The following is an 18,661-nucleotide window of genomic DNA, read 5'->3' on the forward strand; positions in this document are numbered from 1 at the left end:
GAAAACTAAGCTGTTACTGATCTTAATTACCGCTCAATCTCAACCGACTGCTGGCACCAAACAGCAACCGACCACCAGCTCCGTAGCTCACGCGCAAGGCCTGCCCCTGATAACTGGCTGGTAAACTTACCGCATGATTCAGTGTCACCACATCGGTAATGAGCGGCACCCGGCCGCAGGACCATACACTGGCATCATTCCAGTCCCCGGTTTTTAACGTAAACATACTTCCGCAACCGCCTGGATTCACGACACTCAGGGGCAGAATCGTTGATACGGACCCACCTGTCGGATCGGTAGCGATTACCGTCACACTATAAAAGGCGCTGGCTGAAGCCGAAGCCATACCTCTAATGGTAGCCGGAGCGACAAAACTGAGTCCAGCAGGCAACCCAATCACCGACAGGGAGAGACTACCCGGCGTCTCAGCATCGGTGAAGGTGTTGGCCGGAATCGTATAACTAAACGCCTGACCTATCGTAGCTGACTGGGGCGGAATGGCGTTTTCTACCCTCGGATTTCCATTGGCGCAGTTAGCCAGCCAGTTATAACTAAACGTAGCTTCTCCCGGTGTCCCCAGCTGAGTGGCTTTGAAGACAATCACCGGATTGTCGGTAAATAGATTCAACTGATACGGCTCATTGATGGTGATCGTCGTGGCCTCATTGAGCACCGAAAGGCTGATAGGTTGCCCATTGGTGCCACTGTAGCTGACTATAAAGTTGATCCGCCGTTCAAAATAACTGATATGATTACAGTCCAGCATGGTTACTCCAGTGATGCCAAAGCCAAAAGGCCGCACGTTCAGCGAAAAGCTGGTGCTAGCGGATAAACCACCCGGATCAGTGACCACCACCGTTACGTTAAAGGGAGAGCCTATCGTCGTCGAGGGGGTACCAGTGATGGTGTTGGGAGCGACAAAACTCAATCCAGCGGGTAGACCAACCACTGACAGCGTGAGGCTGTTGGGCGTTTCGGCATCAGTGAACGTAGCTGAGGGAATCGTGTAGCTGAAAGACGTTCCCACCGTGGCGAATTGAGGGGGAATGGCATTGACCAAATAGGGTGCACAGTTCTGATACGTAACGCTGACACTGGCCGAAGCCGTACAGCCGTTACTAGCCGTCAGCGTCACCGAGTAGGGTCCCGCCGACGTAGCATTGATAGCTTGGGTAGTAGCTCCGTTGTTCCAGCGATACGTCCCACTACCCACCGCGCTCAGACTCACCGAAGTGGTGGTACAACTCAATATAGCCGAGCTGGGTGTAATGCTCACCGTGGGTGCCGAGGTATCCTGGAGAACCTGCACCGACGTAGTGGCGGTACACCCGTTTATCCCTGTCAGCGTCACCGAATAGGGTCCTACTGACGTAGCACTGACGACCGACGTAGTAGCCCCCGTACTCCATCGATACGTTCCTGTACCTACCGCACTCAGACTTACTGAGGAGGTAGTACAACTTAACGTAGCACTGGCAGGATTAACGCTCACCATCGGCAGAGAGTTATCCTGAAAAATCTGCACGGAGGCCGTAGCTGTGCAGCCGTTGATTGAGGTTAGGATCACCGAGTAAGTACCCGACGACGTAGCGCTGATGATAGGCGACGTAGCACCCGTGTTCCAGCGATACGTACCACTGCCCACCGCGCTCAGACTCACCGCCGGACTGCTACAAGTAAACGTAGCACCGGTCGGCGTTCCGATTGAGGGATTGATACTCACGGTGGGTACTGCGTTATCTTGACTTACCTGAATCGACGTAGTGGCGGTACACCCGTTAGCACCTGTTACCGTAACGGAATAAGGTCCCGCCGACGTAGCACTAATGGCCGACGTAGTGGCTCCTGTACTCCACCGATACGTTCCTGCACCCACTACCGACAAACTCACGGTTGGGCTAGCACAAGTTAACGTAACACCGGCAGGTGTTCCGGTGCCTGGGATAATGCTCACCGTAGGAACGCTGCTGTCCTGATAAATCGATAGACTCGTGGCACTCATACAGCCTGACGCGTTCACACTCACCGAATACACACCACTCGCATTCACCAACGCCGTACCCGAACTCGCATCCTGACTTACTACGCTCGGCCCGCCAAAGCTATAACTTGTACCTCCCATTGCCGTCAGTGTCAGCGAGGTTTGGGCGCAGGTCAGCGTTCCTCCAAAATTGGCCGACAATATAGCTGTGGGTGGAGTGCTCACCGTTACGTTGGTGACAGCCGTAACCGGCTGCCCCTGGCTGCTCACCGTTAACGTAAAGCTCTGATTGCCGGAGCCAGCCGCCGTCAGGTTCTGGCTAAAACCTGAATTAGACGTAGTACCGGTGGTGCTGACGGTCGGCGTTCCGGTACTGCCGTTGGTGAGGGTGTAGGAGTAATTACCCGTTACGTTGCCTACAGTGGCCGTGAAGCTGATTACACTCCCTACACAAACCGTACTGGTGCTGGCCGCGAAGTTCGTGATGATGGGCCGGTTGTCGACAATCGTTAGCACATACGAAACACCTGTTCCCGAACAGCCATTGGCATCAGTCGCTTGTACCGTAATAGAGAAACTACCGCTCTGGGTAGGCGTACCCGACAATACACCTGTGGGTGATAAATCCAACCCTGTAAGTAACGTACCACTGACAATACTGAAACTATAAGGACCCGCGCCCCCTGTTGCCGTAAAGGTCTGGCTGAAAGGTGTATTCAGTATTCCGTTGGTGACCACCGGACTGCTTACCGTTATCAGAGCGGTGGCACTGGTGATGGTAGTCGTGGCGCTGGCCGAGCAACCGTTGCTGGTGGAGACGGTCAACGAATAGGTACCAGCGGCATTCACAAGAGCGGTCTCACTGCTGGGGCTAGATGTCAGAATGCCGGGACCACTAAACCTATACGATGTACCGGGAGCGCCGGTCGTTCCACTAACGGAGAGGACAGCGGTGGGGCTAGCGCAGGTGAGTAGGGTGTTACTGGCCATCATCGTTACCGTCGACGAGCTATTTACCGTCAGGCTAAATGCAGTGCTTGTCAAACTGAAACAATTATCACTACTAACCACCGAATAACTGCCTGTGTCTGTGGTCTGCACATTGGTTAGCGTCAGGCTGGCGGTCGTTGCCGAGGCAATGCCCGTTAAGGCAGTACCGTTCCTGTACCATTGATACGTAGAGGCAACCCCCGTCACACTCACACTGACCACCACTGTACTTCCCGCGCACACGACCGAGCCTGCCACCGGCTGTTGGACAATAGCCAGCGTTTCCGACTGATACTCAACGGCTCCCATATCCACCCGACCACCTACGATACGTGCATTACCCGCCAGATCGGTTGGAGGGAGAGCCGTTTGGGAGTAAGGCCCCATAGCGGAAGTGAGGCTGGCTGGGTTTCCCGCGTTAATGGCCGGTGAGCATGGATTCAGGGCTACACTTGCGGTTGACGCAAAGGGTGATGTGGCGGTTGTCAGGTTGGTAGGGTCACTAGTATACCCCGTCACGCTGTTGTCGAAAAGGCTGTAGGTGGCTTTAGTCGTAGCGCCATTTTCGTTGAAAAGGGTGTTGCTGCCGCCGTTGTCGAACAGCACGCAGTTGGTCAGGGTGATGCTGGATTGGTTGGTGGCAATGGCTCCACCCTGTGGCGCCGTATTATTCTGGAAGCTACAGTTTAGTAATAGCGGATTGCTATTGCTGTCTCCATAAAAAATCCCTATAGCCCCACCGCTAACCGAGGCTGTGTTTCTTTGGAAAACGCAATTAATCAGCATCGAGTTACTGCTGGCGTTCACCAGAGCTCCGCCTTGAGAAGCCGTATTGTCCTGAAAAACACAGTTGATCACCACCGGGCTACTGGCAATATTGATCATGGCCCCGCCGAAGCTACCCGTGTTGCCCTGAAATAGACAATTAATCAGGGTAGGGCTACTATAATCATTGAGGATGCCACCACCAAAATTTTCTCCTTGATCGGCATTGCCGCCCGTAATAACAAAACCATCCAGCACAGCTGAGTTCTCGAGATACAAACCGAATGGGTTATAGATAACGTGATAGCTGTTGTCGGTGTTATCGCCCAACTTACCGATGTCGCCACTAAGAGTGGTACTGCTGGGTTGCGATGCCCCGCCGGGACCGTTAACGAGGCTGATTGGTGGCCGTTGGCTCAGGCTGGTTTCATTGCCTACAAAGCCTCCATAGATCGTCACCCCGTTCCGCATTTTAAAACCGGCGTTGCGGTCGGTTGTGGAGGTGGGTTTATAAAGACCCTGTGCCACCCAGATTTCGGTTAGGCTCTGGGCACAGACACCGCCATAGGTAAGGGCCGTTTGCAGATCGGAGAAGGCATCATCCCATGACAGGCCCGTGCCTGCTCCCGTCGCGTTGGCTCGCACGTACAGGCGGTTGGGAGGGGGCACCAACGTAACACTTGTTGTGGCCGTCGCCGTGCAACCATTGGGAGTGCTGACTGTCACGGTGAACGTTTGCACACCTGTCGGAAAACTACCTCCAGGTAAAACAAACACCCCATTTGTATTGCTGGTACCGAGGAGGGTGTAGCTGGAACCGCCTGTCGCGGTCATTACTAAGTCCGACTGGTTGCAGGTTAGGGCCGTATTGGCACGTAACGTCGCTGTGGGCGGGGTAGTGTTGCTCGTTACCAGCACCGTAAGCGAACTCTCACAACCCACCAAATTCGTGACAGTAACTGAGTACACGCCTGCTACGTTGACCACTGCCATGCCGTTTGTTACGTCCTGACTAACAATTCCTGCTGACCCACCACCCGGCCCAGCAAAGGCATACTGGATACCGCCCGTTGCGACGAGTGTCAGACTGGTCTGCGCGCAGGTGAGTATGCTACCATTGGGGCTGATACTTAAAGTTGGTGTACTTTGATAAGCAGTTACACTTACGGAAGTCGTAGCTGTACAGCCGTTGGCGGAGGTAAGGGTTACCGAGTAGGTACCGGATGCACTCACACTTCGAATAGGGCTGATCGAGTTATCGTCCCAGCGCACACTACCAGTGCCGATGGCTGTCAGGCTCACCGTAGGATTGGCGCAACTTACTGTCGCACTGGACGGGCTAATGCTTACGATTGGAGCCCCCTGGTCAGCTGTGATTGAGACTGACGTAGTAGCTGTGCAGCCATTGGCTCCTGTCAGGGTCACTGAGTACGTACCGGCCGAGTTTACTGTGCGGATAGCGTTGGTCGAGTTGTCGTCCCAGCGCACACTTCCCTCACCGCTAACTGTCAGACTTACTGAAGGGCTAGCGCAAGTGAGTGTCGCAGATGAAGGACTGATGCTCCCAGCTGATGCACCCTGATCAGCCGTGACGGAGACTGACGTAGTAGCTGTGCAACCATTTGTCCCTGTCAGGGTTACCGAGTACGTACCGGCTTCACTCACACTTCGACTAGCGTTGGTCGAGTTGTCGTCCCAGCGAATCGCCCCTGCCCCAACGACCGTTAGACTCACCGATGGGTTGGCACAGGTAATCGTGGGGGCACTGGCACTGATACTTACCGAAGGTGGATTGACGTCCTGAGTAATGGTGACACTAGTCGTACTGAAACAGCCCGTTTCGGTATTGGTTACCGTTACTGAGTATACCCCGGCTGCATTCACTACGGCTGTATTGCCTGTCTGGCCCACCACGCCCGTTCCACTAAACGTATACGTACTGCCACCTCCAGCAGTCAGCGTCAGACTCGTCTGGCTACAGGTCAGTGTACCTCCATTGCTGGCCGAGATCGTCGCTGTAGGCACAATGATATTCCGATCAATGATCAGATTTGTTGTACTGGAACAACCCGAACTAATGGTCGTCACAGTCACCGAATACGTACCGGCGACATTCACTACCGCGCTGTTGCCACTTTGGCTCGCTACTCCAGGGCCACCGAATCTATACTGATCTCCTCCACCCGCTGTCAGTATTAAACTGGTCTGTCCACAGGTTAACGTACCACCATTACTGGCGGATAACGTTGGGATTGGGAGTGGATTAACCGTTAACTCTGCTGTGGTGGTGACTGACTGGCCAGTACGGCTCACCGTTAGCGTGAAGGTTTGCGCGCCCAAGTCGCCAGCGATGATCGTCTGACTAAAGCTGGCATTACTGCTACTACCTGTGGTGGTCGAACTACCATTGGTGAGCGTATAGGTATAGCTACCCGTTACGTTGCCAAGCGTGGCGGTGAAAGTTACGGGGGCGCCTACACATATCGCACTGGAACTGGCTGAAAAATTAGACAGGGTGAGCGCTCGGACCAGTAGAATATAAGGTGAACTGGCCACTCCGATACACCCTTCGGCATCCTGAGCCTGTACGGTAATGGTGAAACTACCACTCTGAGTAGGGATGCCCGACAATACGCCCTCAGGGGATAAACTCAACCCCGTGGGCAACGTACCACTGACTAAGCTAAAACTATAGGGAGTAACTCCACCCGACGCAGTGAAACTCTGGCTAAAACTCTCGCCGAAGCTGGCTGTGGTCGTAGTTGGATTACTCACCGTTATCAGAACGGTCGTGATGGTTGTAGTTGCACTGACTAAGCAGCCGTTGCTAGTGGTCGCAGTGACCGAATAAGTACCAGCCGCATTCACCAGCGCCGTTCCACTGTCGGGGCTTGAGGATAGAATACCGGGGCCAGCGAAGGTGTAGGAAGTTCCTCCAGTAGCTGTCAGGGTTGCCGTGAGTCTATTGCAGTTCAAGGCTGTTGTAGAAGCTGTAAGGCTGGCCTGGACGGTCTTATCCACCAAAATGCTTAGGCTCTGCGTACCCGTACATCCGTTTGCATCTGTCGCTGTTACGGAATACGTAGTCGTAACTGTTGGCGTTACGTTAATCGCCGATGTAGTAACTCCGGTGCTCCATCGATACGTAGCGCCACCACTGGCCGTGAGTGTGGCTGAGGGTGTAGCACAGGAGGAATTGACATTACTGAGCGTGATAGTAACTATCGGTACGTTGCCCGTCAGCGAGAAACTTTGGGTGAGCTGTCCACCTACTGATAATTGCAGTTGACCAGTGGCAAAACCAGCACTGGTTGGGTTGTAGCGCACATAAAGTGCCTGTCTGGGCAGGTTGCCGTTAGGGGTAGCGAGCGTCAGGCTGTGGCCAAAGCCGGTGGTGGCATTCAACGATACTTCAAACTGATCGGATACACTCACTGATACGGGCTCCGATAGGCAAGGACCTCCCCACACCAAAATGGACTGAGCAGTCGAAGGAACTCCTACTGCTCCGCAGAATGTGGCCAATTTTCCGGGTGTCTGCTCATAGTGGTCAAACGTACCATTGCTTTTCCCAATGATGAGGTCTTTCCAGCCATCATTGTCTAGATCGGTTACGGTCGGAGCCGAATACGTACTTGTAACAGATATCGAAGGCAATTGGTTGAAATTGCGGGACCCTGGACCTAGTTGTTCATACCGCGCCAGCGATGCATTGCTACCGCCGATCAGCATTTCCAGTAACCCATTATTATCTAAGTCAGTAATGGTCGGGGTCGATGAAAACCCTACATCAACGCCAGCAAAGGATGGCAGACCGTCACTGACAAATCGGGCGACAGTAGGGCCTGCCTGCTCGTAGCGCAGCAATCTGCCGTCGGTTTTACCCAGGATCAGTTCGATCAAGCCATCCCCGTCAAAGTCGGCAAATGCCGGAGCAGGCTCGTCAGTAGTAATAAGTTCATTCAGAAAACCACCCCCCGTATTCCCTGGAGCCGTGAACGACAATGACCGAGGGGCCGTCTGGATGTAGTGCCCTAACCGTGGAATACCCCGCGGAAGTGGATCGTAGCTACCTACCACTAAGTCGAATCGCCCATCGTGGTCAATATCAGTCAGCGTGGGTCGCACGCTAAGGGACGTTCGTACCGAGTCAAAGTGGGTCGTAACCAACGAAAAGGAGAGGGCATTTGTCGCAGTTTGTCGGTAGTGATGCATGTACCCCCCAAACGGAATATTACCCACCGCCAGCATGTCTAATAATCCATCATTATCCAGATCGCCGAAGGTCGCCCCAGCGTTTACGCCTTCCTGTATGCCACTGAAGTTGGTACTGATTAATGAGAAATTGCCTGGATTAGAGGTAGCTATGAGTTGCGGATTCTGCACAGTTACGGTAGCGCCCGTAGCCGTTACACTGGTTCCACAGTCGGTTACTTCAAACACATAATAGCCCGTTTGCGCAGGTAGTACGTTGGTCAGCGTCAAGGTTGCACTGGATGGTGAGGCTGGCAGTGCAACTCCGTTCTGATACCAGCGATACTGCATATTGTCTGTGCCCGTAACACTAACTGAAAGCGAAACCGTATTTCCCAAACAGGTCAGCAGTTTGCCGGTGGTTTGTGCGGTAATGTCGGGGGGCAGGTTCGCCCGTACTCTGGCCGAAGCAACACCGTTGAAGGCACCTATTACACAGCTTGCCGACACAACGGTATTGGTGTTGGGCGATGGTGTGTAATTGATCGTGCGAACGTTGGTGGCTCCGGTGCTCCAGTTGACTGTGCCATTCGCACACCCCAGTGCCGACAGAGAAACCGCTCCTCCGCATATGGAGCTTAGTTCGGGCGTGATCGTGAGCGAAGGTGCGTTGCCTACTACGGGCACCGTTCGCACCAGGCCACCCGACGAAAAGGTCAGATTACCAGAAGCATTCCCGCCTGTAGCCGATACGAAACGAACAAACACCTGATCGTTCAATACTCGCCCGTTGGTTGCTGGTAGAACCACGCTGCCACCAAAGCCAGTGGTAGCACTGAGCGATACCTGAAATTGAGCTGGGGCCGCTACGGTCAAATCACCCGGCAGGCAACCATCTCCTGCCCATACTTGTACTGACTGAACGGCTGACGGCGCGTTGGCTCCACCTACAAAGCTCAACGTACCGGGCCCCTGTTGCTCCATATGTAAAATCGTTCCTGTTCCACGCCCCCACAAAAAATCGAGCAAGCCGTCATCGTCGATATCGGTGAAAACGGGCACAGTGTTGCCTGGCGCTACACTCGTATTTAGAAAATTTGTCGTGATCTGCGAAAACGTAAGCGCGTTTGGAGTTGTTTGCCTGTATTGCGCTATCGTTCCATTGCCGCGTCCGATCATCAAATCGAGCAAGCCGTCGCTATCAAAATCCGTGATCGTGGGCACCACTTGTCCTCCCGTTAAGGCAATACTGTTAAAGCTTGCGGTCACGAGTGTAAATAGTCGCGAATTGGCCGTATTCTGTTCGTAATGAGCAATGGTACCGGTTTGTGTACCGACCAGTAGATCGAGCAAGTTGTCGCCATCAAGGTCCGTTACAAACGGGGCCGATCCGTTGCCTACATCGATATTGTTGAACGTATCAGTCACAAGCGTAAAGCTGGTCGACTGTGGGGCCGACTGCTGGTAGTGGCTGATGCTACCTGCTGCTTTACCAACCAGTAAATCGAGCAGACCGTTTCCGTCCAGGTCGGTCATCGTCGGTATGGCATTACTGCCGACATTGATCCCGTTAAAATTAGTCGCTACGAGTGTTACGGTGGAGGCATTGACAGTTGCTTGTCGATAGTGGGTAATAGTCCCGTTCTGCGTACCTATCAACATGTCTTTTCGTTCGTCGCCTTCCAAGTCAGTAAACAATGGAGCGGAGTTAGCCCCGGGATTGATGCCGCTAAAAGTAAGGTTAAGCGTAGAAAAGGAAAGTGGATCTGGCAAGATGGTAAGGCCTGGGGATTGCCCTTGCAGGGGTAGAGCCAAAGTTGCCCCGGTGCCCGCCGAAAGGCTCATTACTCCCGTAACCGTACCGCTACGTGTTGGATTAAACCGTACGTAAACAAGCCCACCGCTAACCGAACCATTCGACTGCCCCAGCACCAGACTACTACTGAACGTACCATTGGTACTCGTCGACAATTCGAATGACGCTGGCACCTGGATGGTTACGTCATTTGTCAGGCAACCTCCCCGCACCCATATCTGTTGCGTTGCACTCGGAGTTCCTGGCACTCCGCAAAATGGACTAAAGTCAGCCGGATTCTGTTCATATCGGGCAATAGTACCCCCATTTGTTCCAACTAACAGATCGAGAAGCCCATCATTGTCTAAGTCGGCTGTGGCAGGACCAGCTTCATCGCCAACATCATAGGCCGGAAACGTCCATATAGGGTAGTAATTACTCGTAGGAGCATCTTGGGAAGAAAGTGTCAACGTACCGTCTGCTTTGCCTATCAGCAAGTCCCGCAGGCCATCCCCGTTCAGATCGGTCACGTATGGTACCAGATGAGTACCATAATCAAAGGGTAGAATATTAAATCGCTCCAATGAAAACGAACCCGTGTTTGATCGGCCAAAACGGCTGATGTAGAAACTATCACTCCCAGTTAACATAAACACTAATGGGAGTCCGCCGAAATACGGAAGCACCTGCTCAATAGTTATTGACGAATTAGTTGTGGCCTGGTATACAGTAGTCGATATAAACGTATCGGTCTGTAAAACGAACGTATTGCTGCTATATTCGTAGTGGTAAAAATTACCGCTGGCTTTGCCAATAAGCAGGTCTGCATTACCGTCGAGGTCAATATCTGCAAGCGTTGGAGCCGCATTGTCGCCCACATCAATTCCCTGAAAATTGGCAGCGATCACCTGATACGTCCCTCCGCCTACCTGGGCTTGTTCCAGGTACGTGATTGTTCCGTCGGACTTCCCAATCAGTACGTCCAGTTTTCCATTTTTATTAAAATCACCCGTAGTGAGTCTGGTACGGGTACCACTACTGATGCTGCCAAACTGGTTCGTGACTAAATGAAAATCGTTGGTATTGGAAATGGCTCCCAAACTTGGCTGGCATGTTTGTGCAGTTACGAACGTAGCGTGTCCGGCTAGCCGAACAAATAAAAGCAACAGAGCAAGTCGGATAAGGGTAGACGGTTGTATCATACGGAGAAGCATCGGCTAAATCGATGAAAAGCGTATCATTAATTGTCAACGGTTACTTTGTGTGCGGAATGCTTAGGTTGATACGTTGCCGATAGGATGAAATTTCTGCCTGCTGGATCTTAGGCCGGAAGTGAAGCGCCAGATGCCCTGAAACAATTAGTTCTCCCTCCCGATCCCCCTAGAGGAGCATCGTCATCTACTTTCTGGATGGGATAGAATGCTTAGGGCAAAGGTCGGTCTTTGAAACCCTAATGAACTATAACGGATGTTCCAAATACTATAACGGATGTTCCAGAACAGAAAAAAGTAGGTAGATTATGCCTGAGATGAATAGTGCAAAAGCGTGTTCAACGTAGTGTCCGACTTCCGGGATGAAACGCATGAGAACGCCTACTTTCTGGCCGAAACAACGTATTACCAGTATACATATCGGAACGTCCCGGTACGTATTGAACTGCATTATCCCATGCAGCTACTACCCGATTGATAGCCCAATATCACCGATCGACTATGCGTAAAGGCAGGCCGGATTGTATGCGGATTTTTTGCCCAGCCTGAACCCGAATGCCTACGTAGGTCTGAACACCTTTCGGACAGCGGTATTATTCAATCCCGCTTCCAGTGCGGCTGGCAGAAGTGGTTGCGGTGATACAGGCATTCTCAGGCGAGCCATTTTTTAAGTTTGTTTTATCATTTTAGCAACCATCTCTTTTTCTGGGAAAGATTTCCTAACTATGTGCCCATACTAACAGGCTATGAGCCATGTCATTGACGCAACTACCCGAAGCTATTGTTTCTGAAGAAGCGCAGCTGTGGAAATCGTTTACGGCTGACGATGAGACTGCCCTGCGTAAACTCATGGAAGGTTTCTACGCTACGTTAATGAATTATGGCAGTAAGTACACTAAAGACAAAGAGATTGCAAAAGACTGTATTCAGGAGTTATTTATTGACCTCTGGTATCAGCGTCATCAAGTTATTCAGCCCAATTCAGTTAAAGCGTATTTACTCACTTCACTACGTCGACGGCTATTCCGACAGCTTCGCAAAACTGTGTTTCTGGCGGAGCCAATTTTCTCGGGAGATGACGAGTCCTTCCGGTTTGAAAGCTCGCCCGACCTCATTTTAATCGAGCACGAAAGTATTGTCCGGCAGGCGCAGCAAATCGCTCACTACCTCAATGAACTGCCCCGAAGGCAACGTGAAATCATTTACCTGAAATACTATCAGGGCCTGAATCGGAATGAAATTGCGGAGGTGATGAGTATCACTCAGCAATCGGTTTCGAATCTTTTGCAGAAAGCACTTGTGACGCTACGTCAGGTTATCCCCTTCAATCTGAGCTCCTTTCTGCTTGTTTTTCTGATGCCGCATAGTAATTAACAAGTACCTTTTAAGGTTTTTTTCAAGAAATAGGGTATCTGATTGACCGCCGTTGCATCTCTGAATAAAGGCATAGCGGCACCATGTTCAATTACGAATTATATACCCTTGACGAATTTCTGGAAGATAGCTGGTTCCGCGAGTGGGTTTTACACCCGACGCCACCCACCGAAGCGTTCTGGAATGACTGGATGCAGCTTCATCCCGACAAAAAACCACTGATCGATCAGGCGAGGGCGGTGCTTCGGGCGCTGGAAATGCCCCACCAATCCGTTTCCAGAACAGAAATCACCGACGCCGTTGATGCTACGTTCCGTCGACTTCATCAGGAGCCACGCTACGTTGTTCGTACGTTGCCGCAACAACAGTGGGGCTGGGCCGCGGCCGCTGTGCTGTTGTTAATTGGGCTGGGTAGCTACGTCTTTTTCTACGTCAATACGTCAACAAAAAACGCTACGTCCGTTGCTGCTACGTCTGTCCCTTCAACTGATTTACTGACGCAACGTAACGATACGAAGCAGCCAAAACGATTAACCTTACCCGATGGCAGCGAAGTGGTGTTGTCGCCCAGGTCTAGTTTGTCGTATCCGGGTAAGTTCAACGGAAACGAGCGCAGGACGTATCTGAAAGGGGACGCTTTTTTTGAGATAACCCGAAATCCGGCCAAGCCTTTTCTGGTCGTGACCGATAAACTGGTAACCAGAGTGTTGGGTACTAGTTTCTGGGTACGTACAAATTCTGGCAATGCAGAAAGCCGCGTTGTGGTCAGAACTGGAAAAGTGTCCGTTTTTAAAACGGACGATCTGGCGCAGACAACTAAAAAACCAGAAGGCGTTGTGTTGCTGCCAAATCAGCAGGTTGTTTTTTTCGACGAAACAAACCGACTGACCAAGTCGATTGTGGAACAGCCCGTGCCAATTCAGAAACCCGTTCATAATCAGGAATTCAGTTATTCGGAAGCGCCCGCCAGTCAGATTTTTGGGGATTTAGCGAAAGCGTACGGGATTCTGATCGTCTACGACGAAGACGTATTGAAACACTGTCAGATTACGGCAACCCTGGGCGAGGAACCGCTTTTCGATACGTTGACATTACTCTGCAACTCCATTCACGCGTCGTATGAAGTAATTGATACACAGATAGTTATTTACAGCAAAGGATGTAAGTAAAAAGTAGAGTCGGCGATGGTACCAGCATCACCGACTCGGAAAGTGCCCGCCTTGACGACTACTTCTCCGGGTGGAGATGGCGGGATTGTTTTGCCAGTTGCGAACTAACTAAACAGTCAAAAGTATGAAAAAAAGAATACCCCGACACTCTCTTATCTATCAAATTATGCGTGTTGGTTTCCTCCAAATCATGCTCATTACGGTCCTTGCCAGTATGGCTTATGCTGGCCCCGTTACCGCACAGGAACTGCTGAATCGCAAGGTATCGGTTCAGGCCAATGAGCAGGAAATAAAACTGGTGCTACGTCAGCTTGAAAAACAGGCCGATATCCGGTTTATGTATAGTCCACAAGTGATACCATCCAGCCGGAAGGTATCACTGAACGTAACGAATCAGCCGCTGGCGGAGGTTTTGGCGATCTTACTTAAACCGATTCACGTAGTATATGAAGTGACAGGCAAACAGATTTTGCTCGATAAAGCACCGTCAACGGGGCAGATTGAGCCGCTGGCCGCTCCCAAAATAACCGAAGATCTGACGGTACGTACCATTGCGGGGCAGGTTACCGATGCTGAAAACAAACAGCCTATTCCGGGGGTAACAGTGATTGTAAAAGGTACGTCGAAAGGTACGGCTACGGACGTAAGCGGGCATTATTCGCTACGTATCGACGATGCCGACCAAACGCTGGTTTTCAGCTTTGTCGGTTACGAATCGCAGGACGTAACGATCGGGAATCAGTCTCAGGTGGCCGTTTCGCTCAAACCCGACGTAAAGGCGCTGAGTGAAGTCGTTGTTGTGGGATACGGTACCAAGAAAAAAACGTCGGTAACGGCTGCGGTTGCTACGTTGGAAGGAAACCAGTTGGTAAAATCACCCATTGCCAACGTCAGCAACGGACTCTCGGGACGTATCGCCGGTGTTACGTCGAAGCAGTCGAGCGGAGAACCGGGTAAGGATGGCGACGACATTAAAATACGGGGTATCGGTACCATCGGCAACTCGAATCCACTGGTGGTAGTGGATGGTATTCAGCGGAGTCTGAGCCAGTTGAACAGTCAGGAAATCGAAACCATTACCGTGCTGAAAGATGCGGCAGCGGTTGCTCCCTACGGTCTGGCTGGTGCAAACGGCGTTATTCTGGTGACGACCAAACGGGGCAAAGAAGGAGCTATGTCCCTGACATACAACGGCTGGGTTGGTATGCAGCGACCGACGCAGTATCCGAATTATCTCGATTCCTATGGCTATGCGAAACTGCTTAATGAAGCCAATAAAAATGTGGGCGTAGCACCGACGTACACCGACGAGCAGCTTCAGAAATTTAAAGATGGTAGCGACCCCAACCATTACCCCAACACCGACTGGGTTCGGGAAGTACTGAGTTTCAACGCGCCCATCACGAATCATAACCTTTCGCTGTCGGGTGGCTCACAAAAAGTGCGTTTTTTTACCTCGCTGGGGTATATGTACCAGGAAGGTGTTGTCCGCAACATCAACATGAACCGGTACAATCTGGCCGTCAATGTCGACGCCGATGCGACGGCAACCACTACCGTATCGCTGGATATCAAAGGAACGCTTCAGAAAAATACGGAACCAGCTGGCTTTAATGGTACGTCTATTTTTACCGACGTAACAAAAAACGCACCCATTCTGCCGCTACGTTACGACAACGGATTACCGGGCACTAATACGTTGCCGATGATTTATGAAAGCGGCTATAACCGCACGAACAGCGATATATTGTACTCGCAGATCACGGTTCGCCAGCAGCTTCCATTCATTCCCGGACTGGCGCTGAAAGGAGTAGCTGCTTATGACCGGTTCAACGATTTTAACAAACGCTGGACCCTGCCCATCACTTATTATTTGCTAAACGCCAAGGATGAATTCACTCCACTGAAGGGCGGCCCCGCTACACCGACGTTATCGGAGAGTTATGAACAACGGCAAATCCTAACCCTGCAAGGTTATATTACGTACGCTCATAGTTTCGGAAAACATACTATTGATGCGCTTGGTGTACTCGAAAAACGTACTGGCAATTCGCTGTCGTTTGCGGCCTCACGCCTGAGCTACGCCGTGCCGATGGACGAACTCTCGTTGGGTAGTACTGACAAAACGACCTTCGATAACAGTGGCGGTTCGTCCAGCAACGCACAAACGGGTCTGGTGTATCGGGTGGGTTATACCTACGCTGACAAGTATCTGCTGGAACTGGGTGGGCGCTATGACGGTCATTATTATTTCGCGCCGGGAAAGCGATTCGAGTTTTTCCCGGCGGTGTCGGTCGGTTGGCGGTTGTCTGAAGAGCCGTTTTTGCGTAATAATGCGAACTGGATCGATAACCTGAAAGTGCGGGCGTCTTACGGTAAATCGGGAAATCTGGCCGGTAATCCCTTTCAGTTCCTGAGTTCGTATGGTCTGAACAACAGCTACGTATTCGGTGGAACGAGTCCGTATCAGGTGCAGGGTGTATTTGAACGTAGCGAACCCAATCGAAATATTACCTGGGAAACGGCCTTCAAAACCGATATCGGCCTGGAAGGTTCGTTATGGCACGGAAAACTCGGCTTCGAACTGGATTATTTCTGGGAAAATCGGTCGAATATGCTCCTGCCTCCGTCAGCGTCTGTACCACTTGAGTACGGCATTGGTATTTCGCAGGAAAACGCGGGTATCATGAAAAATCACGGTGTGGACATCAACCTGACCACTGCACACCGTTTGGGGAAAGACCTGCGCCTAAATGTGGGCCTTAACTTCTCCTACGCTCAGAACAAACTGATTCAGACGTTCGAGAGTCCAGCCACTTACGACAACCCCAACCGACGCCGAACCGGCCGACCCTGGAATACGCAGTTTGGCTACCGGGCCATTGGCTATTTCCAGTCGGCGGAAGAGGTTAAAAGTTCACCGACTCAATTCGGTACGTTGCTCCCAGGCGACATTAAATACGAGGACGTGAACGGCGACGGCAAGATTGATTTGAACGATGAGGTTGTGATCGGGAATCCCTCATTCCCAGCTATTATTTTCGGATTGACACCCTCGATTAGCTGGAAAGGATTCGACGTGAACATGCTCTGGCAAGGAGCAACCAAGGTGAGCTTTTACCTCGGCGACGATGCTGCCTTCCCATTCTTCAACGGCGCGAAAGTACAGGACATTCACCTGAATTACTGGACCCCTGAAAATCGGGATGCGCCCAACCCACGTCTGACGCCTTCGCCAACGACCAACAATTCCCAGATTTCATCATTCTGGCTGCGCGATGCCAGTTACGTGCGGCTGAAAACCCTCGAAGTAGGCTACACGCTGCCTAAGACCTTACTCAACAAAGCGAAAATCGGCTCAGTACGCATTTTCGCATCCGGTCAGAACCTGCTGACATTAGCGAAGATCAAGAATTTTGACCCCGAAGTCAGTAACCTGAAAGGCCGCTATTATTTCCAGCAGCGCGTCCTTACTGCCGGACTTAACATAGGATTTTAATACCTCATTATCAGGAGTTACTCATGAAAAAGATACTTATTCTCATACTGCTTACTACCTTCTTTACGGCCTGCTCTGAAGCTGTACTGGACGTAGCACCCACCGACCAGTTGACGGAAGAAACCACCTGGGCCAGCCCGCAAACCGCCGGTTTGTTTCTGAACGATATTTACAACAGCCTCAATGCCGGTCCCTGGTCGGCGGTGTATCAGAACCTGCCCACCGAACTAAGTGTTGATCCGCTGGATAATTTCTCGGATAACGCAACCTATGGACCGCTCGGTGGGGCGCTTTCCGCTTCCTTATTCGATACGGGTTCATATGGCCCATCCAATGATATTTTCAAGCCGAACTGGGCCAAAATGTACGCCAATATTCGCAAATGTAATCTGTTCATAAGCCGGATTACGGCCTCTACGTTCGACGACGCGACGAAAAAATCGCTGGTGGCGCAGGCGCGTTTTTTACGGGCTTATTTCTACAAATCGCTGATTGATTTATACGGGGGAGTGCCGCTGATCACCAAAGTGCTGGACCGAAATAGCGGTGAAGACATTCAGTATCCCCGCAATAGCTATGCTGAATGCGTCGCGTTCATTCAGAAAGAATGTACCGAAGCTACCATTGATTTGCCTGCGAAAATTGCCGATAAAAAAGACTTGGGCCGAGCCACAAAAGGAGCAGCTTTGGCGCTGAAAGGAGAGCTTGAATTATACGCCGGAAAATGGGCCGACGCCGTGGCGACTCATACTGAAATCATGCAATCGAAACAGTACGATCTATTCCCTGATTACGCTGGACTGTTTTATTCGCAGAATGAAAACAATCAGGAAGTGCTGTTCGATATTCAGTTCGCGCCGATTGTTAAACAACGGAATATCAATCAGTACTGGGGTGTTGTCGAAGCCGCTTCCGGTGCGGGCTGGGGTGCTGTAGACCCAACGCAAAACCTGATCGATGACTATGAGTTTGCCGACGGCAAAACTTCCGCCGAAGGTTCTCCGCTGTACGACCCGCAGAATCCGTACAAAAACCGGACGAAACGTTTCTACGCATCTATTATTTACGACGGCTCGATCTGGCGGGGCAAACCCGTTTATACCCGGTTGGGCATCGCTAATAATGCCAACCAGATCAACGTAGTGGGGAAAGCCGGTAATACCGGTCGGACGGGTTATTTTACCAAAAAATTACAGGACTCTACGTTCCAGTCGACGCCTACCAATCTGGATGGCACGAATGTCATCATTTTCCGCTACGCCGAAGTGCTGCTGAACTATGCCGAGGCTAAGAATGAACTGAGTGGCCCCGACCAAACCGTATACGACGCTATCAACAAAGTTCGAAATCGAGCCGGTTTGCCCAATTTACCCACAGGATTGACTCAGGAGCAAATGCGCCAACGTATCAGACGGGAGCGCCGGGTCGAACTAGCATTTGAAGGAAAACGATTATTTGATCTGCTACGTTGGCGCATTGCCGAACAAGTGTTTAGCCAGCCCATCTACGGAATGAAAATTGAGGAAAAAGCGGGCAAGCTGGTCTATGAACGAGTGGAAGTTCGGAAGGTTAAATTCGTAGCCTCGAAGAATTACCTGATGCCGATTCCGCAGGACGTTATCGCTCAGAACCCCAAAATCACCCAAAATCCTGGTTACTAATTTCTGATCCTAAATCCATTTC

Annotated in this window: 6 protein-coding genes; 5 read left to right on the plus strand and 1 reads right to left on the minus strand. The window is 51.4% G+C overall.

Going from position 1 to position 18,661, the window contains the following annotated elements; all coding sequences use genetic code 11:
* Positions 1-22 precede the first annotated feature (22 nt).
* Complete coding sequence (locus tag IC229_RS07555) at positions 23-10,927, minus strand: FG-GAP-like repeat-containing protein (RefSeq protein WP_190886336.1); 10,905 nt, start codon at positions 10,925-10,927, stop codon at positions 23-25.
* Between the two features lie 343 nt (positions 10,928-11,270).
* On the opposite strand from IC229_RS07555, the gene IC229_RS07560 reads away from it, so the two are divergent.
* The 5 genes from IC229_RS07560 (at position 11,271) to IC229_RS07580 (ending at position 18,639) form a co-directional block, all read left to right on the plus strand.
* Positions 11,271-11,414: a hypothetical protein gene (locus IC229_RS07560; RefSeq protein WP_190886337.1), complete on the plus strand. Its 144-nt coding sequence runs from the start codon at positions 11,271-11,273 to the stop codon at positions 11,412-11,414.
* A gap of 275 nt (positions 11,415-11,689) precedes the next feature.
* On the plus strand, positions 11,690-12,310 hold the full coding sequence (locus IC229_RS07565; RefSeq protein WP_190886338.1) for an RNA polymerase sigma factor: 621 nt from the start codon (positions 11,690-11,692) through the stop codon (positions 12,308-12,310).
* 83 nt (positions 12,311-12,393) lie between these two features.
* Positions 12,394-13,479, plus strand: coding sequence for a FecR family protein (locus IC229_RS07570; RefSeq protein ID WP_190886339.1), 1,086 nt, complete (start codon positions 12,394-12,396; stop codon positions 13,477-13,479).
* A 166-nt stretch (positions 13,480-13,645) separates the two neighbouring features.
* Positions 13,646-16,978, plus strand: coding sequence for a TonB-dependent receptor (locus IC229_RS07575; RefSeq protein ID WP_190886340.1), 3,333 nt, complete (start codon positions 13,646-13,648; stop codon positions 16,976-16,978).
* A 23-nt stretch (positions 16,979-17,001) separates the two neighbouring features.
* Positions 17,002-18,639 (plus strand): RagB/SusD family nutrient uptake outer membrane protein, encoded by a 1,638-nt coding sequence (locus IC229_RS07580; RefSeq protein ID WP_190886341.1) that lies wholly within the window; start codon positions 17,002-17,004, stop codon positions 18,637-18,639.
* The last annotated feature ends 22 nt before the right edge of the window (positions 18,640-18,661 follow it).

Source organism: Spirosoma profusum, assembly GCF_014699005.1.
Lineage (GTDB): Bacteria > Bacteroidota > Bacteroidia > Cytophagales > Spirosomataceae > Spirosoma > Spirosoma profusum.

Coding starts and splice junctions, on each gene's coding strand:
- IC229_RS07555 (WP_190886336.1), bottom strand. CDS start 10,927: ATGATACAACCGTCTACCCTTATCCGACTTGCTCTGTTGCTTTTATTT.
- IC229_RS07565 (WP_190886338.1), top strand. CDS start 11,690: ATGTCATTGACGCAACTACCCGAAGCTATTGTTTCTGAAGAAGCGCAG.
- IC229_RS07570 (WP_190886339.1), top strand. CDS start 12,394: ATGTTCAATTACGAATTATATACCCTTGACGAATTTCTGGAAGATAGC.
- IC229_RS07575 (WP_190886340.1), top strand. CDS start 13,646: ATGCGTGTTGGTTTCCTCCAAATCATGCTCATTACGGTCCTTGCCAGT.
- IC229_RS07580 (WP_190886341.1), top strand. CDS start 17,002: ATGAAAAAGATACTTATTCTCATACTGCTTACTACCTTCTTTACGGCC.